26 protein-coding genes are annotated in these 26,427 nt (G+C 62.9%); 15 read left to right on the top strand and 11 right to left on the bottom strand.

Annotation, left to right across the window (positions count from 1 at the left end; translation table 11 throughout):
* Nucleotides 1-36: 36 nt before the first annotated feature.
* Both OLZ32_RS26240 and OLZ32_RS26235 read right to left on the bottom strand, forming a co-directional pair.
* Entirely contained in the window at nucleotides 37-939 is a 903-nt protein-coding gene (locus tag OLZ32_RS26240) for a sugar phosphate isomerase/epimerase family protein (RefSeq protein WP_264398492.1), read from the bottom strand.
* An 11-nt stretch (nucleotides 940-950) separates the two neighbouring features.
* Nucleotides 951-1,985: a Gfo/Idh/MocA family protein gene (locus OLZ32_RS26235; RefSeq protein WP_264398491.1), complete on the bottom strand. Its 1,035-nt coding sequence runs from the start codon at nucleotides 1,983-1,985 to the stop codon at nucleotides 951-953.
* A 216-nt stretch (nucleotides 1,986-2,201) separates the two neighbouring features.
* Here OLZ32_RS26235 and OLZ32_RS26230 point away from each other — a divergent pair, with 216 nt between their 5' ends.
* Together OLZ32_RS26230 and OLZ32_RS26225 are read left to right on the top strand one after the other, a co-directional pair.
* On the top strand, nucleotides 2,202-3,245 hold the full coding sequence (locus tag OLZ32_RS26230) for a substrate-binding domain-containing protein (protein ID WP_264398490.1): 1,044 nt from the start codon (nucleotides 2,202-2,204) through the stop codon (nucleotides 3,243-3,245).
* A gap of 49 nt (nucleotides 3,246-3,294) precedes the next feature.
* On the top strand, nucleotides 3,295-3,543 hold the full coding sequence (locus OLZ32_RS26225; RefSeq protein ID WP_245274986.1) for a type II toxin-antitoxin system Phd/YefM family antitoxin: 249 nt from the start codon (nucleotides 3,295-3,297) through the stop codon (nucleotides 3,541-3,543).
* A 44-nt stretch (nucleotides 3,544-3,587) separates the two neighbouring features.
* Here the strand turns inward: OLZ32_RS26225 and OLZ32_RS26220 are convergent, their stop codons facing one another.
* Nucleotides 3,588-4,922 (bottom strand): LLM class flavin-dependent oxidoreductase, encoded by a 1,335-nt coding sequence (locus OLZ32_RS26220; RefSeq protein WP_017992317.1) that lies wholly within the window; start codon nucleotides 4,920-4,922, stop codon nucleotides 3,588-3,590.
* 320 nt (nucleotides 4,923-5,242) lie between these two features.
* On the opposite strand from OLZ32_RS26220, the gene OLZ32_RS26215 reads away from it, so the two are divergent.
* From OLZ32_RS26215 to OLZ32_RS26190, 6 genes are read left to right on the top strand one after another with little or no spacing between them, the layout of a single operon-like run.
* On the top strand, nucleotides 5,243-6,862 hold the full coding sequence (locus tag OLZ32_RS26215) for an ABC transporter substrate-binding protein (protein WP_264398489.1): 1,620 nt from the start codon (nucleotides 5,243-5,245) through the stop codon (nucleotides 6,860-6,862).
* A gap of 40 nt (nucleotides 6,863-6,902) precedes the next feature.
* Complete coding sequence (locus tag OLZ32_RS26210; protein WP_003549254.1) at nucleotides 6,903-7,892, top strand: ABC transporter permease; 990 nt, start codon at nucleotides 6,903-6,905, stop codon at nucleotides 7,890-7,892.
* Nucleotides 7,889-8,722, top strand: coding sequence for an ABC transporter permease (locus tag OLZ32_RS26205; protein WP_264398488.1), 834 nt, complete (start codon nucleotides 7,889-7,891; stop codon nucleotides 8,720-8,722). The genes OLZ32_RS26210 and OLZ32_RS26205 overlap by 4 nt, the downstream gene beginning before the upstream one ends.
* Nucleotides 8,719-9,513, top strand: coding sequence for an ABC transporter ATP-binding protein (locus OLZ32_RS26200; protein ID WP_264398487.1), 795 nt, complete (start codon nucleotides 8,719-8,721; stop codon nucleotides 9,511-9,513). The genes OLZ32_RS26205 and OLZ32_RS26200 overlap by 4 nt, the downstream gene beginning before the upstream one ends.
* On the top strand, nucleotides 9,510-10,289 hold the full coding sequence (locus OLZ32_RS26195) for an ABC transporter ATP-binding protein (protein WP_264398486.1): 780 nt from the start codon (nucleotides 9,510-9,512) through the stop codon (nucleotides 10,287-10,289). Before OLZ32_RS26200 ends, OLZ32_RS26195 begins: the two co-directional genes overlap by 4 nt.
* An 11-nt stretch (nucleotides 10,290-10,300) precedes the next feature.
* Nucleotides 10,301-11,395 carry a pyridoxal-phosphate-dependent aminotransferase family protein gene (locus OLZ32_RS26190; protein WP_264398485.1) on the top strand — a complete coding sequence of 365 codons (1,095 nt, stop codon included), beginning with the start codon at nucleotides 10,301-10,303 and terminating at the stop codon, nucleotides 11,393-11,395.
* A gap of 60 nt (nucleotides 11,396-11,455) precedes the next feature.
* On the opposite strand, the gene ligM is transcribed toward OLZ32_RS26190, so the two are convergent.
* On the bottom strand, nucleotides 11,456-12,859 hold the full coding sequence (gene ligM, locus OLZ32_RS26185) for a vanillate/3-O-methylgallate O-demethylase (protein ID WP_264398484.1): 1,404 nt from the start codon (nucleotides 12,857-12,859) through the stop codon (nucleotides 11,456-11,458).
* Nucleotides 12,860-12,911: 52 nt separating this feature from the next.
* The gene (locus OLZ32_RS26180; protein ID WP_264398483.1) at nucleotides 12,912-13,787 is read right to left on the bottom strand and encodes a methylenetetrahydrofolate reductase; all 876 of its coding nucleotides are present in this window, start codon (nucleotides 13,785-13,787) and stop codon (nucleotides 12,912-12,914) included.
* A gap of 300 nt (nucleotides 13,788-14,087) precedes the next feature.
* On the opposite strand from OLZ32_RS26180, the gene OLZ32_RS26175 reads away from it, so the two are divergent.
* From OLZ32_RS26175 to OLZ32_RS26145, 7 genes are all read left to right on the top strand, one after another.
* Nucleotides 14,088-14,840, top strand: coding sequence for a GntR family transcriptional regulator (locus OLZ32_RS26175; RefSeq protein WP_065284949.1), 753 nt, complete (start codon nucleotides 14,088-14,090; stop codon nucleotides 14,838-14,840).
* 113 nt (nucleotides 14,841-14,953) lie between these two features.
* The gene (locus tag OLZ32_RS26170) at nucleotides 14,954-16,132 is read left to right on the top strand and encodes an ABC transporter substrate-binding protein (RefSeq protein WP_003549244.1); all 1,179 of its coding nucleotides are present in this window, start codon (nucleotides 14,954-14,956) and stop codon (nucleotides 16,130-16,132) included.
* Nucleotides 16,133-16,195: 63 nt separating this feature from the next.
* Nucleotides 16,196-17,056, top strand: coding sequence for a branched-chain amino acid ABC transporter permease (locus OLZ32_RS26165; RefSeq protein WP_003549243.1), 861 nt, complete (start codon nucleotides 16,196-16,198; stop codon nucleotides 17,054-17,056).
* Nucleotides 17,053-18,099 (top strand): branched-chain amino acid ABC transporter permease, encoded by a 1,047-nt coding sequence (locus OLZ32_RS26160; RefSeq protein ID WP_264398482.1) that lies wholly within the window; start codon nucleotides 17,053-17,055, stop codon nucleotides 18,097-18,099. Before OLZ32_RS26165 ends, OLZ32_RS26160 begins: the two co-directional genes overlap by 4 nt.
* A complete protein-coding gene (locus OLZ32_RS26155) occupies nucleotides 18,096-18,845 on the top strand; it encodes an ABC transporter ATP-binding protein (protein ID WP_065284952.1) in 750 nt (249 codons plus the stop codon). The genes OLZ32_RS26160 and OLZ32_RS26155 overlap by 4 nt, the downstream gene beginning before the upstream one ends.
* A complete protein-coding gene (locus tag OLZ32_RS26150; protein ID WP_264398480.1) occupies nucleotides 18,842-19,567 on the top strand; it encodes an ABC transporter ATP-binding protein in 726 nt (241 codons plus the stop codon). The genes OLZ32_RS26155 and OLZ32_RS26150 overlap by 4 nt, the downstream gene beginning before the upstream one ends.
* A 107-nt stretch (nucleotides 19,568-19,674) precedes the next feature.
* Nucleotides 19,675-20,532, top strand: coding sequence for a glycerophosphodiester phosphodiesterase (locus OLZ32_RS26145; RefSeq protein WP_264398479.1), 858 nt, complete (start codon nucleotides 19,675-19,677; stop codon nucleotides 20,530-20,532).
* Here OLZ32_RS26145 and OLZ32_RS26140 read toward each other — a convergent pair.
* Genes OLZ32_RS26140 through OLZ32_RS26115 form a run of 6 tightly spaced genes read right to left on the bottom strand, consistent with a single transcriptional unit; the run spans nucleotide 20,529 to nucleotide 26,318 of the window.
* Nucleotides 20,529-21,350: an inositol monophosphatase family protein gene (locus OLZ32_RS26140; RefSeq protein WP_264398478.1), complete on the bottom strand. Its 822-nt coding sequence runs from the start codon at nucleotides 21,348-21,350 to the stop codon at nucleotides 20,529-20,531. The genes OLZ32_RS26145 and OLZ32_RS26140 overlap by 4 nt on opposite strands.
* Complete coding sequence (locus OLZ32_RS26135) at nucleotides 21,347-22,354, bottom strand: LacI family DNA-binding transcriptional regulator (RefSeq protein WP_264423506.1); 1,008 nt, start codon at nucleotides 22,352-22,354, stop codon at nucleotides 21,347-21,349. The genes OLZ32_RS26140 and OLZ32_RS26135 overlap by 4 nt, the downstream gene beginning before the upstream one ends.
* Nucleotides 22,338-23,117 (bottom strand): glycerophosphodiester phosphodiesterase, encoded by a 780-nt coding sequence (locus OLZ32_RS26130; RefSeq protein WP_264398476.1) that lies wholly within the window; start codon nucleotides 23,115-23,117, stop codon nucleotides 22,338-22,340. Before OLZ32_RS26130 ends, OLZ32_RS26135 begins: the two co-directional genes overlap by 17 nt.
* A complete protein-coding gene (locus OLZ32_RS26125; RefSeq protein WP_003549235.1) occupies nucleotides 23,117-24,172 on the bottom strand; it encodes an ABC transporter ATP-binding protein in 1,056 nt (351 codons plus the stop codon). Before OLZ32_RS26125 ends, OLZ32_RS26130 begins: the two co-directional genes overlap by 1 nt.
* Entirely contained in the window at nucleotides 24,172-25,014 is an 843-nt protein-coding gene (locus OLZ32_RS26120) for a carbohydrate ABC transporter permease (RefSeq protein ID WP_164047288.1), read from the bottom strand. The genes OLZ32_RS26125 and OLZ32_RS26120 overlap by 1 nt, the downstream gene beginning before the upstream one ends.
* 2 nt (nucleotides 25,015-25,016) lie before the next feature.
* Nucleotides 25,017-26,318, bottom strand: a complete 1,302-nt coding sequence (locus tag OLZ32_RS26115; protein WP_264398475.1) for a carbohydrate ABC transporter permease — start codon at nucleotides 26,316-26,318, stop codon at nucleotides 25,017-25,019.
* Between the last annotated feature and the right edge of the window lie 109 nt (nucleotides 26,319-26,427).

The raw sequence follows: 26,427 nt of genomic DNA, 5'->3' as shown, positions 1-26,427 counted from the left end.
GTTTCCGGCAATTCCTCCTTGCCGGAAACGATATCATCAGATGGGATCGACGACGAATTCGCCGCCCCGGGCATGCTTGAGGTGGTTCAGCGCATAGACCTGGCCGGTCATTTCAAGCGCGTCGCGATAGACCGGGTCGTGCCAGCCTTCGATGTCGATCGAGCCGGACCAGCCGGCAAGGCGCAGCTCGGAAATGATGTCGGTCCAGTTGCTGTCGCCGAAGCCAGGCGTGCGCATGAAGACGAACTTCTCCTTGCCGAAGATGCCGTGTTCTTTGATGACCTCCCAGCGGATGGTCGCGTCCTTGCCGTGGACGTGGAAGAACTTGTGCGCCCATTTGCGGATCTGCGGCAAAGGGTCGATCAGATAGACCATCTGATGGCACGGTTCCCACTCCAGCCCGATATTGTCGTCCGGCGTCTCGTTGAAGATCAGTTCCCAGGCATCGGGATTGTGGGCGATGTTCCAGTCGCCGCTTGCCCAGTTGCCGTCCATGGCGCAATTCTCGAAGGCGATCTTGACGCCCTTGTCGGCGGCACGCTTGGCAAGCTCGCTCCAGATCTGCTTGTAGCGAGGCAGGCTGTCGGTCAGCGGCCTGCCACGGATGCGGCCGGTGAAGCCGGCAACGCAGGTGGCGCCGAAGTGATGGGCATTGTCGATGCAATCCTTCCAGCCCTGCAGCGTCTCGAGGTCGATCGCGCTCTCTTCCAGCGGATTGCCGAACATGCCGAGCGTCGAGATGGTGATGTCGCGGTCGCCGATCGCATCGAGGCAGCGCTTGCCGAGTTCGGCAAGGTTCTGCCCCTTGGTCGTCTGCCAGAAGAAGGGTTCGAAGCTTTCGAAGCCCATGCCGGCGATCTCGCCGATGCGGGTGGCGGCATCGCCCTTGTTGCCGCTGACCATGGTGCCGATACGAATGGATTTTGCAGGGTTGCTCACGTCACGTCATCCTATGCTGAAATTTCGACGCGCCTGCCCGTCTTGGCGCTTTCGATCGCGCCGAAGACCATGGCAAGGCTTCTGATATTGTCGGAATTGACCGTCTCGGGCCGTTTGCCGGTGCCGATCGCCGCGATGAAGTCGGCGATGACGCTGGCGTGACCATGGGTTTCCTCGTCGTGTTCTGGACCGGGAACGTTTACGGCAACAGAGCCACGTAGAAGGCCGGGCTCTTCGCCTGCGATGGTCGCCTTGAAATTCTCTTCGCCATCCCAGGCGAGCATTCCCCTCGAGCCGACGAGGCGCCACTGGCTTTCCCAGCTGGTGCGCTCGCCCTCGGCGCACCAGGAGCCGCGATAGGTGAAGACGATGTCGTCGGAAAATTCGAAGATGGCGTTGGCCGAGGCGCCGTGCCGATACCACGAACCCTTCGGATTGCGCTCGACGCAATAGACGGCAAGCGGCTTCCTGTCGGCGACGTAGCGCGCTGCATCGAAAGTGTGGATCGCCATGTCGAGAAGCAGGACGTTGTCCATCTCTTCGCGGAAGCCGCCGAAATGCGGCGCCAGGAAGAAGTCGCAATGGATGCCGGTGAGTTCGCCGATCGCGCCGCTTTCGACGAAGCGGCGAAGGCGCCTGACGCCTGATATGAAGCGGCGGTTCTGGATGACGGCGTGGATGCGGCCGGTCTCGGCGGCAAGATCGACCAGCGCGGCGCCCTCGGCAAGCGAGGCCGCCATCGGCTTTTCGCTGAGCACATGGCAGCCGGCCTTCAGTGCGGTGGAAACGACGTCGTAGCGCGCGGCCGGAATGACGATGTCGAAGACCAGGTCGGCCTTTGTGCCCGCGATGACGTCGGAAAGGTCCGAACCGATGACGGCGCCTTCAAGGCCGAACTCCGCGGCAAGCTTTTCCGCCGTCTCCCGGTTCAGGTCGACGAGGCCGACGATGATGATGGAGTCGGCCAGCAGCGGGTTGGAAGCGATGGCGCGCAACCAACCTTTGGACATAGCTCCGCACCCGCACAGAATGGCACTGAATTTCACGATTTCCTCCAAGGGAACGGTGTCAACTCTCCTCGTGACACGCACTCCGTAAACGTTTACGACTGTAGGCGAAAACATTTTGCGGTGTCAATAGACGGCAAATGGGAAATTACGGGCCTCAGATCCGGACGGATCTGAATTAAAGAAATGGAGCATGATGTCGTCCGAAAACCGCGCACACTTTTGGGCATCATTCTCCGGGGAAAATCGTCAGCGATGAAAGGGATTCGCCAGCTTGCCGAACACTTGAATATTTCGATCGGCACGGTCTCCCGCGCGCTGAACGGCAAGCTTGATGTCAATCAGGAAACCCGCCGGCGGGTGTTGGCGGCGGCCGAGGAACTCGGCTATGTCGCCAACCAGTCTGGGCGGAGCCTGAGGCAGGGGCAGACGAAGGTCATCGGGTTGATGATCGAATCCAGCAAGGAGACGGTCGAGAACGCCGACAACTTCTTCCTCGGCGTCACCAGCGGCCTGCAGAGCGTTTTTGCCCGCCACAAGCTCGACCTCATCATGTTGCCCTGCCCGAGCGACGAGGATCCGCACGAATATCTGAAGCGGATGGTGGCGCGGCGCATCGTCGATGCGATGATCATCTCGGACACGCAGCGCCTCGACCGGCGCATCGACTTTCTGTCACGGGCAAAGATTCCCTTCGTCGCGCTCGGCCGCAGTCTTTCGGCCAGCAATTTCCCCTGGATCGATCTCGATTTCGAGGGCGTGGCGGACCACGCCGTCGAGCGGCTGATCGCGCTGGGCCACCGCCGGATCGCGATCACCGCGCCGTCGAGCGAGGCCAACCTCGGCTATCTCTTTATCGACAGCTATCGCCGGGCGCTCGAGCGGCACGATATTGCCTTCGACCCGTCACTCGTCATCCGCGTCAAGTCTAGCGAACAGGGCGGCTATCAGGCGGCCCATGAGCTGCTGCTGCTCGAAGAGCGGCCGACGGCGGTGATCCTGATCTACGAGCTGATGGCGATCGGCCTTTACCGCCGCCTGATGGAATCGGGCGTCATGCCCGGCCGCGACCTTGCGGTGATCGGCTTCCGCGATGCACCGCGCGCACGGTTCCTGCAGCCGTCGCTGAGCTGCTTCCGCATCTCGCTCTACGATCTCGGCGTCGCGCTCGGCTCGATGCTTCTCGCCACCATGCCGGTCTATCGAGATTTCTATCCGGGAGGCGAGCGCAACATCATCTGGCCGCTCGAACTGATGCCGGGCGAAAGCGATGCATTCGATGTGGGGGCCATGGTCTGAGACCGGCAGGTTGGGTATATTCCCTCTTGATGTAGAGTGGATGGTTTCGATGAAAATGTCCTTCATGACCGGCGCAGCCTTCAACCGGAATCCGAGCAAGGCGAAGAAGGAAGCGAGCGAGCGGCCGCTGGTGATCACTGATCGCGGCGAAGCGGCCTATGTCCTTGTCAGCTATGCGGAATTTCAGGTGAACTGGACGCCGAAGACGCTGTTTGAGGCATTGCGCGATCCCTCCGCTGATGAAAGGGAATTCGAACCCGCGCGGCTGGGCTTTGACAACAGGACCGTCGAATTCTGACGGTTACGCCATCGTATTGCCGCGCGGGGATTGCCCGTAGCGTCTTAGGCACTGGCGGCGAAAAACCGGTTCTCCGGCCGCGGCAATCCGAGATGTTCGCGCAGCGTCGTGCCCTCGTATTCGCTGCGGAACAGGCCGCGGCGCTGCAGCTCGGGAACCAGCCGTTCGGTGACGTCGGTGAGACCTTGCGGCAGATAGGGGAAAACGATGTTGAAACCGTCCGAGCCTTCCTCGTCAAGCCAGCGCTCCATCTCGTCGGCGATGCTAGCCGGCGTGCCGACGAAGGCAAGGCCGGCATAGCCGCCATAACGCTGCGCCAGCTGGCGCACCGTCAGATTTTCCTCCGCCGCAAGCTTCAGCACCTGTGCCCGGCCGGTCTTGCTGGCATTGGTGTCGGGAATATCTGATGGTAGCGGTGCGTCGGGATCGAAGCCCGAAGCGTCATGGCCGAGCGCGATCGAAAGCGAAGCGATGGCGCTGTCGTAATGCACCAGGCTGTCGAGCGTGGCGCGTTTGGCACGCGCCTCCTCGATGCTGTCGCCGACGATGACGAAGGCGGCGGGCAGGATCTTCAGGTGGTCGCGGTTGCGGCCGATGGCTTCCATGCGACCTTTGATATCGGCATAGAGCGCCCTGCCGGCGGCCAGATCGCGCGGCGAACAGAAGACCATCTCGGCGGTCTCCGCGGCAAGCTGGCGGCCGGGGTCCGACTGGCCGGCCTGGACGATGACGGGCCAGCCCTGCGGCGGCCGGGCGATATTGAGCGGCCCGCGCACGCTGAGTTCCTCGCCCTTGTGGCCGAGCACATGCATCTTTTCCGGATCGAAGAACAGGCCGCTTTCCCGGTCGCGGATGAAGGCATCGTCGGCGAAACTATCCCAGAGCCCGGTTACCACATCGTAGAATTCCCGGGCGCGATGATAACGTTCGCCATGCTCCACATGTTCGTCAAGGCCGAAATTGAGCGCGGCGTCGGGGTTGGACGTCGTGACGATGTTCCAGCCGGCGCGGCCGCCGCTGATATGGTCGAGCGAGGCGAAACGCCGGGCGATATGATAGGGCTCGTCGAAAGTGGTGGAGGCAGTGGCGACGAGGCCGATGCGCTCCGTCACCGCCGCCAGCGCGGAGAGCAGCGTGAAGGGCTCGAAGGAGGTCACGGTGTGGCTGCGCCTGAGCGCTTCGACCGGCATGTTGAGCACGGCAAGGTGATCGGCCATGAAGAAGGCGTCGAATTTCGCCCGTTCCAGCGCCTGCGCGAAGGACTTCAGATGGGCGAAATTGAAATTGGCGTCGGGATAGGAACCGGGATAGCGCCAGGCGCCGGTATGCAGACTGACGGGACGCATGAAGGCGCCGAGGCGCAACTGCCGTGGGGTCATGACTTTCCTCATGGATCGGGCAAGGCGGCTGCCTGCCCCGTATTGGGCGTTCTGTCTGGAGCCGCTGCGGCGACGCATCGGATATCGGTTACGTAGGAGGTCGCCGAAATCAAATCGAGACCGGCTGCGGTAATTTCCGGCAGGAATTTCTTTGCTTCTCGGGTCGCATATCGCGCGAACGCGGCACGCCTTGCTCAGGCGAATGCGCACAGGGCAGAAAAATATCTCGTCCGGCCAGCGCATTCGAATTTAATATCTGTCGCAATGATCTTTTCGCTTCGAATATAGTCCGGCGAATTGTTCACCGATCAGGAGGGGTCATGACCGTACCATCTATCTCCAGGCGCACGCTGATGAAGGGCACTGCTCTGCTGCTGGCCTCGACGGCGCTCGCCCGGCAGGCGCTCGCGCAGACGGCGCAGACCACCCCGGGCGGCGGCCGGCTGATCGTTGCGGCCGATTCCGAGCCGAAGAACCTCAACCCTGCCATCGTCGCCTCGAACGGCGTCTTCTTCGTCGCCAGCAAAGTGATCGAGCCGCTGGCCGAAGCGTCGTTCGACGGCAAGGACGGGCTTTCACCGCGCCTCGCCACCTCCTGGGAGGGCTCGAATGACGGCCTCTCGGTCACCTTCAAACTGCGCGACGGCGTCACCTGGCACGACGCCAAGCCGTTCACCTCGGTCGATGTCGCCTTCTCGGCGCTCAACATCTGGAAGCCGTTGCAGAATCTCGGCCGCCTGGTCTTCGCCAATCTCGAAGCCGTCGATACCCCTGACGATTTCACCGCCATTTTCCGTTTCTCCAAGCCGACGCCGTTCCAGCTGATCCGCAACGCGCTGCCCGTGGTGACCAGCGTCGTCGCCAAGCACATTTTCGACGGTACCGATATCGCCACCAACTCGGCCAACAACACGCTGATCGGCACCGGTCCGTTCAAGTTCGCCGAACACAAGCCCGGCGAATATTACCGGCTGACGCGCAATGAGAATTACTGGGACAAGGAGCAGCCTAAACTCGACGAGATCGTCTTCCGCGTGCTGCCCGATCGCGAAGCAGCGGGTTCGGCGCTCGAAGCCGAGGAAATCCAGCTTGCCGCCTTCTCGGCTGTGCCGCTGGCCGATCTCGACCGTATCTCCAAGGTCGCCGGTATCAAAGTGATCTCGAAGGGCTACGAGGCTTTGACCTATCAGCTCGTCGTCGAGATCAATCATCGCCGCAAGGAGCTTGCCGACCTCAGGGTGCGGCAGGCGATCGCGCAGGCGATCGACAAGAAATTCGTGGTCGACACCATCTTCCTCGGTTATGCGGCCGCCTCGACCGGCCCGGTGCCGAAGAATGCGCCGGAGTTCTATACACCCGATGTCGCGACCTATGCGTTCGACCCTGCGGCCGCCAACGACCTTCTCGACAAGGCAGGATACAAGCAAGGGCCTGACGGCAACCGCTTTACACTGAAACTGCGCCCGGCGCCCTATTTCAACGAGACCCGGCAGTTCGGCGATTACCTTCGCCAGGCGCTCGCCGTGATCGGCATCAATGCGGTGATCGTCAATGCCGATGCGGCCGCGCACCAGAAGGCTGTTTATACCGACCACGACTTCGATCTCGCCATCGGCCCGCCGGTCTTCCGCGGTGATCCGGCGATCTCCACCACCATTCTCGTCCAGTCCGGGACGCCAGCCGGCGTGCCCTTCTCCAATCAGGGCGGCTACGTCAATCCGGAGCTCGACAAGATCATCAAGCAGGCCTCGGAGACTGTCGACACGGCGGCGCGCACCGATCTGTACCGCAAGTTCCAGCAGCTCGTCGTCGCCGATCTGCCGCTGATCAACGTCGCGGAATGGGGTTTCATCACCGTCGCGCGCGATACCGTGCTCAACGTCGCGGACAATCCGCGTTGGGCTGTCTCGAACTGGGGCGATACGGCGCTACAATCGTGATAGGATCGGCGGCAATTTTCTTCCAGAGGCCCTGTCCGGCGTGAGACGTGCAATCATCCTCCTGAGGCGCAGGGCGATCAGCAGCATTCCGGTGCTGCTGATCGTGGTGATCTTCACCTTTTTCCTGCTTGAATCCGCCTCGGGCGATGCCGTCGACGCCTATCTCGGCTCGATCGGCGGCGGCGATGCCGCACTTAGGCAGTCGCTGCGCGAGAGCTACGGCATCGACCAATCGATGTTCGCACGCCTCTGGCTCTATCTTTCCTCGCTCGCACACTTCGATCTCGGCTGGTCGGTCGCCTTCGGCCGGCCGGTCGGGGCGCTCATTGCCGAACGCCTGCCCAATACGCTGCTGCTGATGGGCAGTGCGACGGCGCTGTCCTTCGGCCTCGGCTCAGCGCTCGGCGTCCTTGCCGGAGCGCGGCCGGGCGGTCTGCGGGATCGGCTGCTGTCGATCGGCTCGCTGATCGTCTATGCCATTCCGAGCTTCTGGCTCGGCCTGGTGCTGAGCATCGCCTTTTCGGTGAAGCTGCGCTGGTTTCCGATCGCCGGCGTCGAGACGATCGCTTCCGGCAAGACAGGATTTTCGCGCGCGCTCGATATCGCCGATCATCTCGTTCTGCCGGTCGGCGCGCTGGCGCTGATCTATCTCGCCTTGTTCCTGCGGGTGATGCGCAGCGGCATGGCCGAGGCCTGGAAGCTCGATTTCGTGCTCTTTGCCCGGGCCAAGGGTCTGTCGCGGAGTCGGATCGTGCTGCGCCATGTCGCGCGCAACGCGCTGCTGCCGCTCGTCACCATGCTCGGGCTGCAATCGGCGGCCATGCTCGGCGGCAGCGTGGTGATCGAGAGCATCTTTGCAATCCCGGGCTTCGGGCGGCTGGCGCAGGAGGCGGTCAACGGCCGTGACGCGCCGTTGTTGATGGGCATCATCGTCACCAGCGCCGTCCTGGTCATCTCGGTCAATTTCGTCGTCGATCTCGTCTATGCCGCACTCGACCCGCGCATCGGCGCATCGGAGGGCGGCGCATGAGCTGGCTGCGGCGGCTGCTGCGCACGCCGGAAGGTGCCGCAGGATTTGCGATCCTTCTCGTCCTGCTTTCGGCCGGGCTGCTCGCTCCCGTTATTTCGCCGGGCGATCCGCTGAAAATTGCCGGCCGCGCACTGCTGGCGCCGTTCGCCGATCCCGGCTTTCCGCTCGGCACCGACCGTCTCGGCCGCGACGTGCTGGCGGGCCTGCTCTATGGTGCCAGAACCTCGCTTGCCGTCGGCCTGGCAGCGGCGTTTGCGGCCATGGTGCTTGGGCTCTGCGTCGGCCTTGCCGCCGGTTTTGCCGGCGGGCTCGTCGACGAGGCGCTGATGCGGGTGGTCGACGCCTTCCAGATCGTGCCGGCTTTCCTGCTCGCCCTTGCTTTCGTCAGCACCATCGGCGTGTCGACGCCGGTTGTCGTCCTTGCCATCGCACTCGGCACCTGGGCCGATCCGGCGCGGCTGACGCGAGCGCAGGTGCTTGCGATCCGCGAGCAGGATTATGTCGCCTCGGCAAGGGTGATCGGCATGCATCCGGCCGAGATCGCCTTCCGCGAAATCCTGCCGAACGCATTGCCGCCGGTGCTGGCGCTTTCGGCCACCATCGTCGCCGGTGCGATCCTCACCGAGGCAGCGCTTTCCTTCCTGGGTCTCGGCAATCCCAATATCGCCACCTGGGGTTCGATGATCGCCGAGGGCCGCAGCGTGTTGCGTTCTGCATCCTATCTCTCGGTCATACCGGGTGCGGCACTCGCCGTGACCGTGCTCGGCGTCCATCTCTTCAGCGAGGGTCTGGGCAAGGCGCTTGGCGACAATGGCGTGAGGGTGGCATGAGTGGGATATTTTTGAGCCTGCGACAGCTTTCGGTCACCTACGTGCGCGGCAGCAGCGGTGCGGCCGCGCTAGACCATATCGATCTTGATATCGTCGCCGGCGAAAGGCTGGCGATCATCGGCGAAAGCGGTTCCGGCAAGAGCACGCTTGCCCGCGCGCTTGCCGGTCTGCTGCCGGAGGGAACGAAGGTCGGCGGCGAGATACATTGGCCCGGCCTTGGCCATCCGCCCCGCCCAGGCCGCGATTTCGGCTTCGTCTTCCAGGATCCGGGCTCCAGCCTCAATCCCGTTTTGACGATCGGTGAGCAGATCGCCGAGGGCGCCAGGCGCCATCTCGGCCTCAGCTGGAAACAGGCCTATGCCAGGGCCGAGGAATTGATTGAGCGGGTGCGGATACCGCAGCCTGATAAGGCGATGCGGGCGTTTCCACATCAGCTTTCCGGCGGCCAGCGCCAGCGCGTGGCGATTGCGGCGGCCATTGCCGCGAGACCTGCGCTGCTGATCGCCGACGAGGCGACCAGCGCGCTCGACGTCATCGTCCAGGCCGAGATCGTCCGCCTGCTCGACGGGCTGGTGCGCGAGGACGGCATGACGCTGCTCTTCATCACCCACGACATCGCGCTGGCCTCTGGCTTCGTCGACCGCATCGCCGTTTTCCGCAATGCGAGGCTGGTCGAGGCAGGTCCCGTCCGTTCGGTGCTTTCGGCGCCTGAGAGCGACTATACCGCCGCCCTCATCGCCAGCCATCGCGATCTCGCGACGCCGCCGCTGATCGCGGAGGTGCCGTCATGAACGACAGGCTGCTTTCCATCGAAAACCTGTCGAAAGGTTTTTCGTCTGCGGGACGCCGGATTGCTGCCCTCGATAATGTGTCGCTCACCATCGCGGCCGGGGAAACGCTCGGTCTCGTCGGCGCCTCCGGCAGTGGAAAATCGACGCTATCGCGCATCCTGCTGCGGCTTGTTGCTGCTGATGCCGGCTCGATTCGCTTCGAGGGAGAGGATTGGCTCGCGCTGAACGGCGCGCCTTTGCGCCGCCGGCGGGCACGTATGCAGATGGTGTTTCAGGATCCGCTCGCCGCCTTCAATCCGTTGGCGAGCGTTGGTACAGTGCTCGACGATCCGCTTCGCATCCACGGTGTCGCAAAAGACCGGCGCCCCAGGGAGATCGTCGAGCTGCTGGAGCGTGTCGGTCTCACCGCAGATCATGCCGGCCGTCCGGTGCGGGCACTCTCCGGCGGCCAGCGGCAGCGTGTGGCGATTGCGCGAGCGATTGCGACACGGCCCTCGTTGCTGGTGCTCGATGAGGCGGTCTCGGCGCTCGATGTGACCGTGCGCGGCAGGATCCTGGAGCTTCTGGTCGACCTGCAGAAAGAACAGGGCATTGCCTGTCTGTTCATTTCGCACGATCTTGCCGTGGTCCGCGCCGTCTCCCACCGCATTGCCGTCATGGATGGCGGGCGGATCGTCGAGGTCGGCCCGGCAGCGGCGGTCGTTGCCGCGCCGCAATCGGAGGCCGCCCGCGCACTCGTTGCCGCAGTCCCCCGTCTCGTGACCGATCCTTGCTGAAGGAACTATCCATGTCCGATCTTGGTTGGAATCCCCTGCATGGCGTGCCCTCCTATCCCGCGGAGCGCTACGCCGTCCTTGCCGACAGGATCGGCGGTATCCTGCGCAGCCGCAACGACATAGTGCTGATGCAGGCAGAAGCGGTGGTGGCGCTGGAGGCGGCGGCGGTCAGCCTTGCGCGCCCCGGCCTTTCAGCGCTCAACATCATCACCAGCACCTATGGCGGCTGGTTCGGGCAATGGCTACGGCGGGGTGGCGCGACGGTCAGGGATATCGTCGCCGAGCCGGGCCTGCCGATCGAGATCGAAGCCGTTGCAAAAGCGCTCGATGCCGGTCCTCACATCGATGTGCTGGCGCTGGTTCATGCCGAATCCGCAAGCGGCATCCTTAATCCCCTGCCCGAGATACTGGCGCTTGCCCGGGCTCGCAACATCGTCACCGTCGTCGATGCGGTCGCCTCGGTCGGCGGCCATCAGCTCAACGCCGACGATCTCGGCATCGACATCGCGGTGATCGGGCCACAGAAGGCGCTCGGCGGCCCGGCCGGCGTGTCCGCACTTTCAGTCAGCGGCGGCGCCTGGGATCTGATCCTCAGAGACGGTGCGCCGCGCGAGTCGATCTTGTCTTTGGCCGATCTGAGGACCTGGATCGAGAGCGGCCGGCGTGGCCTGCCGGGAACCCCGGCGCCGCTGGAATTCTTCGCGCTGGAGACAGCGCTCGACCGCATCGAGGCTGAAGGCCTGGAGAATGTCGTCGCCCGCCATGCGCTGGCGGCATCGGCGACACGGGCGGGGCTTGCTGCACTTGGAGCCCCGGTCTGGGTGCCGGCAGCAAAGGCGTCCAATCTGGTGACGGCGGTGCCGGTGCCGGAGACGCTGGAGCCCGCTTCACTGATCGAAGCCGCCGGGTGGCTGGGGGTTGAGATCACGGCCGGTGTCGGAGCCGGGTCGGCCCACCTCCTGCGGCTCAACCACACAGGCCCGCGCGCCGCGTTCCAGACGGTGCTCTCGAATGTCGTGGCGTATGGCGCGGCCCTCAGGCAGGCCGGCCATCCCTCGGACATAGCAGCCGCTTCGGAGGCGATATCCGCAGCCTACCGCTGCTGAGAGGATGCTCTCAGGAGCGGGAAAGCGGCATCGGCGAATCCGCTTTCAGGGCACCCTTGCTTACGCCGTCTGCCGGGTGCGCCAGCTGTCGGCATAGGCTTCGCGCGCATCGCGCGCATAAGGAACCGGCGCGACCTTGACGCGGATCTCGAGCTGCTTGTGACGTTCGACGGTGGTCTTGCGGGTCCCGCCATCCGGCTCACCCCAGACGAGGGTCAGCACGTCGCCAACCTCTACATCAGGCTCGACCGTACCAAGTGAAAGCATGGTGCGTTCGGCGTGGCTGTAGCCTGAGAACATCGACAAGCCGATCGTGCTGCCGTTCTTCACTACCATGTCGTAGTTGGACGAAGCATAGTTCGATAGCGGCAGATCGATATACTTGTAGTTATCGGCGGAGGGGTCGAACAGCGACTGGAAGACTTTGGCGACATCGTCCTGGTTCCAGGCAAATGTCACCTTCCTGCGATGCGGCTTGTCGGCAATCTTTTCGAGCGCGGCGCGGCCGATGAAGTCGTGATCGAACTTGACGAACGGGCCATAGCCGAGTTCGTACGGGGTCAGGTAATAGTCCTCGATATTGTCGGAGACGAAGCTGCCGCCGATCGAGCCGGTTGCTTCATAGCTGTCGGCGCCCAGCCATTCGCGGAAGGATTTCATGCGCTCGTCGGTATACACCGCCGGCAGCGGCGACGGAATCCAGCCGGATTCCAGCGTGTTGGTCGCATAGGCGCGGGCACCGACCTGGCGCAGGCCGAATTCTTCGCCCGCTTCCAGGATGACGTTGCGGATTTCGTCACCTTCTTCATAGGGTCCGAAAATCTCGAGGCCGGGGGCGCCTGACATGCCGTGGCGCAGCGTGCGCACGCGGCGCCCGCCGATGTTCATCGTATCCATGTTGAAGAACTTGACGTCGGCGAGCGGTCCGCCGTTGACCTTTTCGAGGATCTTCCAGGCGTTCGGTCCCTGGATCTGGTAGCGGTACCGCCGGCGCACGACCGGTTTGCCGCCGGGGCGCGATGGTGACCGGTCGTCGCGGTCGAGCTTCACGTCGTAGCCGCCGGTCTGCCCGTGGAACTCTACCCAGTTGATCGTCGGTGCGCGGCCGACGATGAGATACTGGCTTTCGGCCAGATGGAAGAGAATGACATCGCCGATGACATGGCCGCTATGGCTGACCGGCACGAACTGCTTGGCGCGATTGACCGGGAAATTGGCAAAGCTGTTGATGCCGAGATGCGAGATGAGCTTCAGCGCATCCGGCCCTTCGATCATCAGTTCGGCCATATGGTGCGACTGGTCGAAGAGCACGGCGGTTTCGCGCCAGGCGCGCTGCTCGTCGCGCCAGTTGCTGAATTCCGGCGGTACGACAGGATAGATATAGGCGCCGATCTGCGAATTGCGGAGCATATCCACCGTGTTGCCGGTGGCATTCAGCTTCTGCTCGAGGCTCTGTTTCGTCATGATATTCCTCCCATTGAAAAGATGCTTGTCGAGGCCTTGCAGCCGGTTTCAGTCAGCGATCCACCTGCTGCTCTGCCCAGCGGATCGATTGGGCCGGATCGCCGAAGGTGAAGAAGTGCACGCCGCTGATGCCGAGATCCGGTTCGGTGGCCTGTGCTGCGGCAATCTCCATCAGCAACTCTTCCGGTGTTTCGCCCGAAAGTACGTTGCGGGCGATCTCGCTTCTTTCGCGCAGCGCCCGCAAGGATGCGCCGACGCCGCAGCGAAGCGCGTATTTGAGAAGCTTTGTGCGGCTGGCCGGCCCGGCGATGCCGACGCTCAGCGGCGCCGTCACGCCCCGTTCGCGAAGCCGCCTTGCAAAGTTCAGGAGCGGTTTCGGATCGAACAGGAACTGGCTCACCAATAACACATCGAGCCCCGCACGTGCAGCCGCGTCGATCTTTGCCGTCAGTGCCGCATCGAGGATGGCGCCGGCGATCCGGGGATGCCCTTCCGGGTAACAGGCGATGGCGATCCGGTCGATGCCATATACCTGAAAGAGCCCCGTCTCGATCAGTTCCAGGCTGGAGCCGAAGGCTCCGGCGGCATCGTCGCGATCACCGCCGAGGACGAGCGCATGGCGGACGCCGGCCTCCTCAGAAAGCCGGGCAAGCATGGTGTCGAGTTCCAGGCGGTTTCGGATGTTGCGGGCGACGATGTGGGGAATCGGCACGAAACCGGCATCTCTCAGCCCCGCCGCGGCCCTTACCAAAAGGCCGATGTCCTCCTTCGGAAGATGGGCGATGAAGACCTCGCAACCCTGCGGCAGGGTGGCCGTCATGCTCTCCAGCGACTGGAGATCCCGCGATGTCACCTCGATGGAATAATGCGAGAGAAGATCGGCAAGCGGCGCCTCCTCCCGGCTCTCGCTTTGCGGCGCAATCATCATAAGCCTCTCTCCTCACCCTGTGGGATTTATATGTGTCCAGGCTGTATACAATGATAGGCCGAAATTTGTGCCGCCATCAAGTGACATAACGAATATTGCGAAAAAATACCAAAATGTAGTCATATCGATAACCATATGGATATGAAATGATGTGGCATTGATCATGTAATAATCACTTGACAGGCGTTGGTATACACGTCGTACTCTTTTCGAAAAGGAATGGGGAATATCGTCCGCGACACGTGAAGGCCCAAGCGCCCGAATAGGCCGCGGACCGCAAATTTCGGGATGGAACGGGAGATGGTTGCGGAAAAGAGAACCGTGGATCGCAAGCGCGACAGCCAGGCCTTGAAAGGCCTTCTTGGCGTGCGTGATCTCGTGCTCGGCGGCGGAGTCTCGCCGGGCGAACGTCTTTCGGAAGTGTGGCTCGCCGAAAAGCTCGGCATTTCGCGCACACCGCTGCGCGCCGCGCTTGCGCGTCTCGAACAGGAAGGCCTGCTCGAGCAGATCCCCTCCGGCGGTTACGCCGTGCGCGGTTTCACCACCGCGGATGTTTTCGACGCCATCGAGCTGCGTGGTGTGCTTGAGGGCACGGCGGCGCGTCTCGCCGCCGAACGCGGTGTCACGCCAGCCAAGCTCAAGGCGATCAAGGGTCTGATCCTCGAGCTCGACAAATGCTTTCGCGATCGGCCGGAGGACATGCTGTTTGCCCAGTATGTCGAGCTCAATGCGGAATTTCATTCCATGCTCGCCGGTCTTGCGGGCAGCGAGATGATGCGGCGCGAGGTGGAACGGGCGACGCAACTGCCCTTTGCCTCGCCGAGCGCTTTTCTGGAAAAGCAGGAGGACGTGCTCGCCTTCCGCCTGTCGCTCGTGCATGCGCAGCGTCAGCACCGCGACATCGTTTCGGCAATCGAGATGCGTGAAGGCACCCGCGCCGAGGCGCTGGCGCGGGAACATGCGCGCCTTGCGCGGCACAATCTGGAATTCGTCATGGAAGAGGATCGCAGCCTGATCACTCGCGTTCCGGGATTGACGCTGATATCGACGTGAGACGCGGCCGGCGATCGAGGGCGAGGAGGCCCCGGCTGACCGACGAGAATGCCGATGGAGAAAAGAGGAGGCCGGCGGATCGCGCAGATCGCCGGTAAAAGGAGGAGAAAGCCGTGATTGCCAGAAGAAGTCTGATTGCCCTCTCTGCGGGGCTTGTCATGTCGGCCGGCCTTGGCCTGCCGTCCTATGCCGAGGATACATTCAAGGTAGGTCTCATCCTGCCGATGACCGGCCCCTTCGCATCGACTGGCCGCCAGGTGGAGGCCGGCGCAAAAGCCTATATCGCTGCGCATGGCGACACCGTCGCCGGCAAGAAGATCGAACTCGTGGTGCGTGACGATGCCGGTACCGCCGACCAGACCCGCCGTATCGCCCAGGAACTGATCGTCAACGACAAGGTCAACACGCTTGCCGGCTTCGGACTGACGCCGCTGGCGCTTTCCGTCGCACCCGTGATCACCCAGGCCAAGGTGCCCGCCGTCGTCATGGCCGCCGCCACCTCGTCGATCACGCAGGCATCGGAATATTTCATCCGAACCAGCGGCACCCTGCCGCAATATTCGGTGCCGGTCGCGCGCTGGGCGCATGAAAACAATATCAAGAAGGTCGTAACCCTCGTGACCGATTACGGCCCGGGCATCGATGCGGAAACCTGGTTCACCAAGGAGTTCAAGGCAAAGGGCGGTGAGGTCGTCGAGGCCGTGCGTATTCCTCTGCAGAATCCGGATTTCGCGCCTTTCCTGCAGCGTGTGCGCGACGCCAAGCCGGATGCGGTCTTCGTGTTCCTGCCATCCGGCGTCGGCTCGCTGTTCATGAAGCAGTTCGTCGACCGCGGCCTTGCCGAAGCGGGCATCAAGCTGATCGGAACCGGTGACATTACCGACGACGACATCCTGAACGGCATGGGCAAGCCTGCGCTGGGCACCATCACCGCGCATTTCTACGCGGCTGCACACGACAGCCCTGAGAACGCCGAATTCGTCAAGGCCTTCAAGGCCGCCAACAACAATATGCGCCCGAACTTTATGGCGATGGGCGGTTATGATGGCATGCATGCCATCTATGCCGCGCTCGAAGCCACCAAGGGCGATGCGGACGGTGCGGCGCTGATCAAGGCGATGAAGGGCCTTGCCTGGACGAGCCCGCGCGGACCGATCTCCATCGATCCGCAGACCCGCGATATCATCCAGAATATCTATATGCGCGAAGTCAAGGACGTGAACGGCGAACTGCAGAACGTCGAATTTGCGACCTACAAGGATGTGAAGGACCCGGTCAAGGCCGGTCAGTAAGCTTTACGATAAGATGCGGCGGAGCCAGCTCCGCCGCTTTGCTCCTGGAAAGTCGGGTTTGTCATGCTGACTATTCTGTTCGACGGCATCGCTTATGGAATGCTGCTGTTCATTCTCGCCTGCGGATTGACCATCACGCTTGGATTGATGAATTTCATCAACCTCGCCCATGGCGCTTTCGCCATGGCGGGCGGCTACATCACTGTCGTCCTGATGAACAGCTATGGCGTTTCCTTCTATTGGTGTTTGCCGATCGCCTTCCTCGCAGTCGCGCTTGCCGGCCTGGTTCTGGAGCGCCTGCTCTACCGGCATCTCTATTCCAAGCCGCATCTCGATCAGGTGCTGTTTTCCGTCGGCCTGGTCTTCATGTCGATTGCCGGCGCTTATTATTTCATGGGCGGCCAGCAGCAGATGATCCAGCTGCCGCAGGAGCTCTCCGGCCGCTGGGATTTCTACGGCGTCGGCATCGGCCGCTACCGGCTCTTCATCATCCTTGTCTGCATCCTTCTGGCGATCACGCTGCAGTTCCTGCTGACGAAAACCCGTTTCGGCAGCCAGCTGCGTGCCGCTGTCGATGACGGAAGGGTCGCCCGCGGGCTCGGCATCAATGTCTCGGCGGTCTTCGCGCTGACCTTCGCCGTAGGCTCGGGCCTTGCCGGCCTCGGCGGCGCGATGGGCACCGAGATTCTCGGGCTCGATCCGAATTTTCCGCTGAAATTCATGATCTACTTCCTGATCGTGGTGACCGTCGGCGGCACGTCCTCGATAACTGGGCCATTTCTTGCCGCCCTCCTGCTCGGCGTCGCCGATGTCGCGGGCAAATATTACGTGCCTGAGATTGGCGCCTTCGTCATCTACGGCGTCATGGTCGCCGTGCTTCTCCTGCGTCCGCACGGGCTGTTCTCGCGGGAGGGTGGCCGATGAGCGACGCGCGCAACGAGGCGAGAAAACGCGCCATCGAACAGCTTCGCCGCGGCAATGCCTGGCGGCTCTATGAGATCGTCCTCTGGATTGCGGCGGCCGCTGCCATCTTCGTGCTGCCTTCGAAGATGCTGCTGCTCACCGAAATCGCCATCACCGCGCTATTTGCCTTATCCCTCGATCTGGTGCTCGGCTACGCCGGCATCGTTTCGCTCGGTCACGCCGCCTTCTTCGGCCTCGGCGCCTATGCTGCAGGTCTCTTTGCCAAATATGCCATCGCCGAACCCGTCACCGGCCTCTTTGCCGCAGCCGCGGTCTCCGGCCTTGCCGGCTTCGGGGCGAGCTTCCTCGTCCTTCGAGGCTCGGATCTCACGCGGCTGATGACGACGCTCGGCATCGCCTTGATGCTCGCCGAGCTCGCCAACCAGATGGCATGGGTGACGGGCGGCGCGGATGGCCTCAGCGGCGTCACCATCGGGCCGATCCTCGGCCTTTTCGAGTTCGACCTCTGGGGCCGCACCGGCTATGTCTACAGCCTCGCCGCACTCTTCGCCCTGACATTTGTCGCACGGCATCTGGTGAACTCCTCCTTCGGCCTGTCGCTGAGGGCGATCAAGGCCAATCCGATGCGCGCCGCGATGGTCGCCATTCCGGCGAGGAACCGGATCATCGTCATCTATACGATCGCCGCCGCCTATGCCGGCATTGCCGGCGCATTGCTGACGCATACGACGAGTTTCGTTTCGCCCGATGTCCTCGCCTTCCATCGCTCGGCGGATGTGCTTCTGGTCCTCGTCATCGGCGGTGTCGGTTATCTCTATGGCGGCATCATCGGCGCGGTTATCTTCACCGTGCTACGCGACTGGCTCTCGGTCTCCACGCCGCAATACTGGATGTTCTGGATTGGCCTGATCCTGATCGCCATTGTGCTCGTCGGCCGCGAGCGCATCGCCCGCTGGCACACATTTCTGCCGGCCTCGCTGCAGGCCGGCATCAAGCGGCTCGCGACATGGCGGCCTGGCGTGAAGCTGAAAGAAAGCCGATGACCGTCGCCCTTGAAACCCGCAACCTCGTCAAGCGTTTCGGCGGCTTTACCGCCACCAACGATGTCTCGCTGACGATCGAAAGCGGCGCACGTCATGCGCTGATCGGTCCGAACGGTGCCGGCAAGACCACACTGATCAATCTGCTGACCGGGGTATTGAAGCCGACCTCCGGACAGGTGATCGTCGACGGCGAGGATATCACCGGCCTTTCCTCGCACAGGCGCGTGCGGCGCGGTATCGCGCGCACGTTCCAGATCAACCAGCTCTTTTCGGGCTTTACGCCGCTGGAATCGGTTCTGCTGGCGATCAATGAGCGGGACGGTTTTGGCCGCTCCGCCTGGCGCCCGTTGGCAGCCCATCTGGATGCGACCGATGAGGCGGTGGACCTGCTGGAGCGTTTCGGTCTTTCCGGCGTCATGGGCGAGAAGACCGGCCGGATTGCCTATGGCAAGCAGCGGCTTCTTGAAATCGCGCTTGCCTTTGCGAGCCGGCCGCGGGTGCTGCTGCTCGACGAGCCGGCGGCTGGTGTCGCCGAAGAAGAGCGCAGCGAGGTGCTTGCCATCGTCCGCAGCCTGCCCGCCGAGGTGACGGTGGTGCTCATCGAACATGATATGGATCTCGTCTTCTCCTTCGCCGACCGCATTTCGGTTCTGGTCGCAGGCGCGGTGATGGTCGAGGGGACGGTCGGCGAGATCGCCGCCGATCCGCGCGTCAAGGCGGTCTATCTCGGGGAGGACGCGACATGACGGCGCTTTTGCGGATCGACAGACTCGTTTCCGGCTACGGCGAGGCCCGGGTTCTCGGCGGTGTGAGTTTCGAGCTCGATGAAGGTCGGTCCCTGTCGCTGCTCGGCCGCAATGGTGCGGGCAAGACGACGCTGGTCGACACGATCGTCGGCGTCACCACCCATCATTCCGGAACGATCAGCTTTGCCGGCGCCGATCTGACGCGCACGCGGCCGGAACGGCGAGCCGCCGCCGGCATCGGCTGGGTGCCGCAGGAGCGCAACATCTTCAGGTCGCTCACCGTCGAGGAGAATCTGACGGCGATCGCCCGCCCCGGTCCATGGTCGGTCGAGCGCGTCTATTCCATGTTCCCGCGGTTGAAGGAGCGGCGTTTCAATCGCGGCAACCAGCTTTCCGGCGGTGAGCAGCAGATGCTGGCGCTCGGACGGGCGCTGATGCTCAATCCGAGGCTGCTGCTGCTCGACGAGCCCCTCGAAGGACTGGCGCCGATCATCGTCGACGAACTGCTGGCGGCGCTCCGGAAGATCATCGACGGCGAAGGCATGTCGGCAATCATCATCGAGCAGAAGGCGCGCAAGATCCTGCCGCTGACCGATCGCACCGTGGTTCTGGAGCGTGGCCTTGTCAGCTACGCCGGCGAGAGCGCGACCTTGCTGGCCGACAGCGAGATGTTCGACAGGTATCTGGCGCTCGGCGACCATAAGGCCGCCAACCCGACTTAGGCCCGGCCTGACGAAAACTTTCCGGCGCGCCGATGAAAGCCGTATTCGGCCCTTGATAATCACGGCTCGTCAAGGCAGGAAAGCGGCATTGCGGAGACTTGGTGCAGATGACGAGATTGCTGGATGCGCAGGGGCTGGAGATTTCGCATGAGGGGCATCGCACCCGCCTGAAATGGCACCGCTTGCGCAAGCGGTTTTCCGATCCGCTGTTCTCAGCCGAAGTGATGGCGGAGGGCTTTGCGGCCGGCGCCTCGATGGAGCTCGATCTGCGCGTGCGCGCCGACGGTGGTTTTGTCGTGCTGCACGACAAGGAACTCGAAGGCGAGACGACAGGACATGGACCGGTCACCGAAAAGAGCGTCGGTGACCTCAGCGATATCAGGATGCAAGGGGGCGACCGGCCGCTGATCCTCAGCGAGGATCTGGCTGCCATGATGCAATCGACGCATCCAGCCGCATTGCTGCAATTCGACATGAAGGACGACTACCAAGCGATCGGCGCCAGGGGCGTCGCGCATTTGGCCACGCATTTCCGCGATATCGCCGCCTCGGTGATCGTCAGTGGCGACAGTCTCGACCTCATCGTCGCGGTCAAGGAGAAGCTTCCCCATCTCCTGCGCGGCATCGATCCGACCAACAAGCTCTACGGTATCGGGAAGGCCAACGGCTGGAAGGCGGTCGAGACGGAATTGCGCGCTGACCTCAGCGGCCCGACCGAACCGGACACGATCTATCTGCACTGGCCGCTGATCCTTGATGCCGCCAATGCGGGGCTGGATATGATCGCGCTCTGCCGTGACGAAGGCAAACGTGTCGATGCCTGGACCTTCACCCTGAAGGATCCGGAGGCTGGCTTCAGCGAGGCCGAATGGCGCAACTTCTCGGCGCTGATGGCCCTGAAGCCGGATCAGATCACCACCGACGAGGCGCCGGCGACCGAACGCGCCTGGCGTCAACGCATCTAAATAGCGACCGGCGCCAATCCCTCGATGTCGAGGATGAAGGCGAATTCGCCGGCGAGCCCCGGCGCGTGGGCGATCACAGGTCCACCATCTTCAAGCAGCTTGTCGACCGGTGGCATCGCCACCATGGCCCCGGCCTCTTCGGCGATCAGCGCGCCGGCGAGCATGTCCCAGGCATTGAGGTGGCGTTCGTAATAGAGATCGGCAGCACCCTCGGCGACGCGAACGAGGTCGATTGCGGCAGCACCCATGCGGCGATAATCCATGCCGCGTTCGTGGAGCCGCCGCGAGAGCGCGAGATGGTCGTCGAAGCTCGTCTTGCGGGAATGGCCGAGAATGACAAGCGCATTGACCGGATCGACGGTCGCAGCCGCATGCACCGGAAGCCCGTCCTTGAAGGCGCCGCCGCCGCGGACGGCGTGAAAGACTTTGTCTCCGGCGGCGTCGTAGACCACGCCGATCTCCACCTTGCTACCGACGACGAAGGCGATCGAAACACCCCAGTGCCGGAAGCCTCTGATATAGTTGGTCGTGCCGTCGATCGGATCGACAACCCAGGTGCCGCCCTCGCCCGATCGTCCGCCGCTCTCTTCGCCCATGAAAGTATCATCCGGAAAGCGCGACAGCAGCCCTTCGCGGATCGCCTGCTCGGCCCTCCTGTCGGCGACGGTGACGAAATCCTGCAATCCCTTGTTTTCGACGGCAAGCGAGCCGGGAGCAGAGTCGTGCCGAAACCGGGCCGTCTCCCGCCCGACCTCAAGAGCAACGGTGATCGCGGCCTCCGCCCGTGCGCGGATGGCGGCGTCGAAAGCGGCATTCATCGGGCGGTCCTTCTTCTGATCAGTGTCACCGGTGTGAATTCGACACGCGCCGTCAGGTCCGGCTCGACGATGCGGCTCATCAGCAGGTCGACCGTCTTTTCGGCCTGAAGGTCGCAGGGTTGGCGGATGGTCGTGAGATCGTAGGCGGTCCAGCTCGCCTGAGGAATATCGTCATGGCCGATGATGGAGAGCGGCGGCGCATCATCGCGGCCGCGGCCCTGCATGACGCGGTCGATGACGCCGCAGGCCATGTAATCGTTGGCGCAAAACAGCCCGTCTATGCCGGATGCGGCAAGGTCGGCTGCAGCATCGTAGCCGCTCCGGTAGTCGTTGATCCTGACCTGCAGGAACTGGGCCTCGATGCCGAGCTGCTTGCAGCGCGTGATGAAGGCCTCGCTGCGCCGCCGCGCAGTGTAGGATATGCTAGGTGCTGCCATCACGGCGGGCTTTCGTACGCCATTGTCGATCAGGTGGGTGGCGGCGAGATGGCCGGCCATTCGATCATCGGAGATGATGCGGTCGACGAAGGGAATGTCGTTGCCCTTGTTGATCAGCACGATCGGCACGCCCTCGGCTGCGCATTGTTCACAGATCTCGGTCGGCGGCGCGTCCGAGGTGACGATGACGCCCGAGACGGCGTAGTGCAGCAGCTGGCCGATGACCGTCGAGGTATCGGCCTCCGGCGAGGTCGGCAGCAGGATGGGGCGGAAATTGCGGGCGAGCAGCACTCTTGCCAGATTCTCGATCTGCAGCGTGCGAAACGGATTGTCGAGGCCGGCAGCGATGAGGCCGACGAGATCGGAGCGTTTGTTGGTCAGGCTTCGGGCAAGATAGTTCACCCGGTAGCCGAGTTCCTTGGCGGCCTCATAGACCTTCTCGCGCGTCTTCGGCGAGACGCTGGCATCCGGCGTGAAGGCGCGCGACACGGCCGCGCGCGAGACGCCGGCCACACGCGCCACGTCGAAGGAGGTTACTTTGCGCGGTCCCTTATCCTTGTCTGCCAACTGCTTTTTCCTTGACCGCCGATGGCCGCATCAGATCGGGCAGATCCGTGCAGATGCCGAGAACCGGAAGCTTCATGAGGTCATCGAGAACGGCCGGCCGTTCCTCGTGCCAGAGCACGATCTCGCGGCCCGCATCGAAGGCGCGGCGCATCAGCGCGTCGGTCACCAGATCCTGCGGACGTTCGCCGGCCCTCTCCCAGCACAGATGCAGGATATCGGCGCCGGCCTCGTCGCCGAGCGCGTGCGGATCGTGGCCGACCCGGATCAGCACCGAAAGCGGAAAATCGCAGGCCGCGTCGCTAAGTTCGCGCACCTGTGCCGTGTCGAAGGAGCCGAGACAGGCGAAACGCTGGTTCATCTCGGCAAGATGCTGCCAGCAGCGCAGGCCGGTCCCAGGCGCCTTCAGTTCGACATAGAGACCGGTCCCGGTCTCGCGACCGAGCGCGGCCACCTCCGAAAAACTCGGCACGTCGACGTCGTCGAGGCCGGCGAGCTCTGCCGCCGTCATCTCGGAAATGCGGCGGTCGATGCCGAAAACGCGCTCGAGGTGATCGTCATGCGAGACGACGACCACGCCGTCCTTGGTCAGCTGCGTGTCGAGTTCCCACATTTCCGCGCCGAGTTCGGCGGCGCGGCGGAAAGCAGCGATCGTGTTCTCGCGTTCATGGCCGCTGGCGCCGCGATGGCCGATGCAGAAGGGAAGCCGGCCCTTGCCTGACGGCCAGCCGTAACGCTCGAAAAATGCCGAGAAGTCTCGGGTCATCAGAGCCTCCTGCCATTTTCGTCGAAGATGAACACGCCGCGGCTGTCGATCGCCCAGCGAACGTCGTCGCCGACGTGAATATCGCTGCGTACCGGCTGGATCGAGCGCAGCAGCGGTCCGCCGGCAAGAGCCACGTCGTAGAGGTTCTCGCGACCCTGTGTTTCGGCAAAGGTGACCTTGCCGGGAACGGCGATATCGCCTGCCGGCGTAAAATGCTCCGGCCGGACGCCGAGCATCAGCTTCGTGCCCTCAGCGGCACCGACAGAATCTGGCAGCGGCACGCGGATCTCGCTTTGCGGGATGGTGAAGGCGCCCTTGTCCACGACGCCGCGCAGGAAGGTGATCGGCGGATTGCCGAGAAAGCCGGCGACGAAGGCGGTCTTCGGATCATTGTACATCTTGGCCGGCGTGGCGATCTGGACGATCTCGCCTTCCTTCATGATGGCGATACGGTCGCACATGCTCATCGCCTCAACCTGGTCGTGAGTGACGAGAATGGCGGTGATGCCGGTTTCGCGTTGCAGGCGGCGAATTTCCGATCGCATTTCGAGGCGCAGCTTGGCGTCGAGATTGGCGAGCGGCTCGTCGAGCAGCAGCACATCGGGCTTGCGGATCAGCGCGCGCGCCAGGGCCACGCGCTGCTGCTGGCCGCCGGAAAGCTCGGCCGGCCGGCGGCCCATCAGGTTGCCGATCTGAACGAGGGCGGCGATGCGGTCGACTTCCTTGCGGATTTCGGCGGCCGGCATGCCCTTCACCTTCAGCGGAAAGCCGATGTTCTCGGTAACCGTCATGTGCGGATAGAGCGCATAGGACTGGAAAACGACGCCGACATTGCGAGCCTGGCTCGGCAGGTCCGTGACGTCGCGGTCGCCGAAGAGGATGCGTCCGCCGCTTGGTCGGTGGATGCCGCAGACGGAAAACAGCGTCGTCGATTTGCCGCAGCCGGAAGGGCCGAGCAGCGCCAGCATCTCGCCGTTGCCGACTTCGAGCGTCATGTTCTCGATGACCTTGGTGGAGCCGAAGCTCTTCGAAAAATTGTCGAGGAGGATGCGCATCAGCCTTTGCTCCCGCCGCCATAGATGTTCATGAGGTATTTGTTGAAGAGCGCGTAAACGATCAGCACCGGAACGAGGTAGAAGACGCCGACTGCTTTGAACATGTTGAAGTCATAGTTGTTATCGTCGGCGAGGAAGGCCGCGAGATAGACCGAAAGCACCTGCACCTGATTACCAGGCGCCAGCACCTGCGGCAGGATGAACTCGCCCCAGCCGGAGAGGAAAGAGAAGAGGCCGAGCGCCATGATCCCAGGCTTGACCTGCGGCAAGACGAGGCTGCGCCAGACCCGGAAGCGCGAGGCGCCGTCGACGACGCCGGCCATTTCGATTTCCCACGGCACCGTGTCGTAGAAGCCCTTCATCAGCCAGATGCCGAGCGGCAGGTCGATCGCCGCCTTCACCAGGATGACGCCGATCAGCGAATTGTAGAGGCCGATCATCTGCAGCACGATGAAGATGGCGATGATCAGCGTCACCGACGGGAAGGCATGCAGCACCATGACGCCGGCAAGGAAGAAGCCGCGCGCCGGCACGTTCAGCCGCGAAAGCACATAGCCTGCCATCGACGAGACGATGAGCACGACGCTGGTCGTGCACGTGGCGAAAAGCAGCGTGTTGAGCGTCACCTGCCAGATGTTCGCCTTGCCTTCCGTCGTCTGCCAAAGGAATCGCCAGTGGTCGAGCGTCAGGCCGGAGGGCAGCAGCGCGTCCGCCTGCTTCACCGTCACGGTGTCGAGGAAGAGATAGACATACATCAGCAGCAGCGGCAGGCTGACGATAGTCAGCGCCGTTATGACAGGCCAACTGCGGTAATTTGCCGAGGGCTGCGATCGTTCGGCCATGGTCAATCCTCGATCAAGGGCTTGGCGACAAGCGTGCCGTAGTTGAAGACGCGCAGATAGAGGAGCGACAGCATCACGCCGATGACGACGAGCACCAGTGCCATGGCGGCACCCAAGCCGTATTCCAGGTTGCCGGCATAGTTCCTCAGCGCAGTGTGATAGGCCGACAGCGCCCAGACCTCGGTCGCATTGCCCGGTCCGCCATTGGTGGCTAGCAGGATTTCATTGAAGGAGGCAAGCAGCGACAGCGTCTGGTAGCAGGTGACGAAGAGGATCGGCCAGCGCATCTGCGGCAGGATGATGTAGCGGATCTGCTGCCAGCGCGAGGCGCCGTCGACCTCGCTCGCATAGAACTGGCTTTTCGGAATGGCCTTCATCGCCGAAGAAAAGACCAGCATGCCCATAGAGGCGCCGATGAAGCCGTTGATCAGCACGACGAAGAACCAGGCGTTATAGGCGTTGTCGAGAAGGTAGTTCTTCGGCGGATAGCCGAACTTGCCCATCAGGATCGAAATGAAGCCGGTGTCCCAGGCGAGCCACTTCCATAGCATCACGTAGATGACGACAGGGGTGATGCGCGGCAGCAGCCAGATGCCGCGGAAGATCGAGGCTGGCGTCGGCGGCATGTAATGCGTCCAGATGGCCAGTAGCAGCGCATAGCCGACATTGAACAGCATCAGCACCAGCGCGACGTAGAGCACGGTATTCAAGAGCACGCGTGCCATGTCGGGTGAGGTGGTCATGCGCGAGAAATTGTCGGTCGTCCAGACCCAGCCGGTATACGTGGCCTTGGCGACCGTTTCCTTCTGCTCGGGTGTGAGTTTGAACCCCAGACCGTCCAGCGCCGAAAAGAGCTGCTCCTTGCTGTCGAAACGGGTGTTGAGAACAGAGCGGTTGAACTGTTCGGAAATCTGTTTGACGTCGCGCGTCGAAGGCCGGTCGGCGAGATCCTTGAGCATGCGCTCGACGTCGCGGCGTGCCGTGAACACCTCACCTGCATGTTTGGCGCGCAATTCCCCAGCAATCCCCGGCGCAAGCCCGAGTCCTTCGACGGCCTTGAGGCCCGCCTCGTCGATCGTGTAGCGCGGTTCGGCCATCTCGGCGGCAATGTCCGGTATTGCCGATTTTAGCGCAATCATGGAGTTGGGTGCGATCTGATAGACACCGCCGGAAATACCGGTCGCCGTCGTCATGCTGGTCATCGAAAAGACCGCCGTCAGAACGACCGGCATCAGGAAGAAAAGAACGATCATGATCGCCGCAGGCGCGATCATCACCAGTCCGAGCGTTCTGGACGATTTCATGGAAGCCTCCTCGCGGACCGACCGGGCAGCGTTGCCGCCGCCCGGAAGAGTGCTTCGATCCTAGAGCATGATGCCGAAAAGTGTGATCGGTTTTCGGACGACATCATGC

The organism is Rhizobium acaciae, assembly GCF_025941625.1.
Lineage (GTDB): Bacteria > Pseudomonadota > Alphaproteobacteria > Rhizobiales > Rhizobiaceae > Rhizobium > Rhizobium acaciae.
This window is presented reverse-complemented; position numbering and strand designations above follow the sequence as displayed.

What these genes read in the sequence shown, in the direction of transcription:
- OLZ32_RS26230 (WP_264398490.1), top strand. Translation starts at nt 2,202, where the DNA reads ATGAAAGGGATTCGCCAGCTTGCCGAACACTTGAATATTTCGATCGGC.
- OLZ32_RS26225 (WP_245274986.1), top strand. Translation starts at nt 3,295, where the DNA reads ATGAAAATGTCCTTCATGACCGGCGCAGCCTTCAACCGGAATCCGAGC.
- OLZ32_RS26220 (WP_017992317.1), bottom strand. Translation starts at nt 4,922, where the DNA reads ATGACCCCACGGCAGTTGCGCCTCGGCGCCTTCATGCGTCCCGTCAGT.
- OLZ32_RS26215 (WP_264398489.1), top strand. Translation starts at nt 5,243, where the DNA reads ATGACCGTACCATCTATCTCCAGGCGCACGCTGATGAAGGGCACTGCT.
- OLZ32_RS26205 (WP_264398488.1), top strand. Translation starts at nt 7,889, where the DNA reads ATGAGCTGGCTGCGGCGGCTGCTGCGCACGCCGGAAGGTGCCGCAGGA.
- OLZ32_RS26200 (WP_264398487.1), top strand. Translation starts at nt 8,719, where the DNA reads ATGAGTGGGATATTTTTGAGCCTGCGACAGCTTTCGGTCACCTACGTG.
- OLZ32_RS26195 (WP_264398486.1), top strand. Translation starts at nt 9,510, where the DNA reads ATGAACGACAGGCTGCTTTCCATCGAAAACCTGTCGAAAGGTTTTTCG.
- OLZ32_RS26190 (WP_264398485.1), top strand. Translation starts at nt 10,301, where the DNA reads ATGTCCGATCTTGGTTGGAATCCCCTGCATGGCGTGCCCTCCTATCCC.
- ligM (WP_264398484.1), bottom strand. Translation starts at nt 12,859, where the DNA reads ATGACGAAACAGAGCCTCGAGCAGAAGCTGAATGCCACCGGCAACACG.
- OLZ32_RS26180 (WP_264398483.1), bottom strand. Translation starts at nt 13,787, where the DNA reads ATGATGATTGCGCCGCAAAGCGAGAGCCGGGAGGAGGCGCCGCTTGCC.
- OLZ32_RS26175 (WP_065284949.1), top strand. Translation starts at nt 14,088, where the DNA reads ATGGTTGCGGAAAAGAGAACCGTGGATCGCAAGCGCGACAGCCAGGCC.
- OLZ32_RS26165 (WP_003549243.1), top strand. Translation starts at nt 16,196, where the DNA reads ATGCTGACTATTCTGTTCGACGGCATCGCTTATGGAATGCTGCTGTTC.
- OLZ32_RS26160 (WP_264398482.1), top strand. Translation starts at nt 17,053, where the DNA reads ATGAGCGACGCGCGCAACGAGGCGAGAAAACGCGCCATCGAACAGCTT.
- OLZ32_RS26155 (WP_065284952.1), top strand. Translation starts at nt 18,096, where the DNA reads ATGACCGTCGCCCTTGAAACCCGCAACCTCGTCAAGCGTTTCGGCGGC.
- OLZ32_RS26150 (WP_264398480.1), top strand. Translation starts at nt 18,842, where the DNA reads ATGACGGCGCTTTTGCGGATCGACAGACTCGTTTCCGGCTACGGCGAG.
- OLZ32_RS26145 (WP_264398479.1), top strand. Translation starts at nt 19,675, where the DNA reads ATGACGAGATTGCTGGATGCGCAGGGGCTGGAGATTTCGCATGAGGGG.
- OLZ32_RS26140 (WP_264398478.1), bottom strand. Translation starts at nt 21,350, where the DNA reads ATGAATGCCGCTTTCGACGCCGCCATCCGCGCACGGGCGGAGGCCGCG.
- OLZ32_RS26130 (WP_264398476.1), bottom strand. Translation starts at nt 23,117, where the DNA reads ATGACCCGAGACTTCTCGGCATTTTTCGAGCGTTACGGCTGGCCGTCA.
- OLZ32_RS26125 (WP_003549235.1), bottom strand. Translation starts at nt 24,172, where the DNA reads ATGCGCATCCTCCTCGACAATTTTTCGAAGAGCTTCGGCTCCACCAAG.
- OLZ32_RS26120 (WP_164047288.1), bottom strand. Translation starts at nt 25,014, where the DNA reads ATGGCCGAACGATCGCAGCCCTCGGCAAATTACCGCAGTTGGCCTGTC.
- OLZ32_RS26115 (WP_264398475.1), bottom strand. Translation starts at nt 26,318, where the DNA reads ATGAAATCGTCCAGAACGCTCGGACTGGTGATGATCGCGCCTGCGGCG.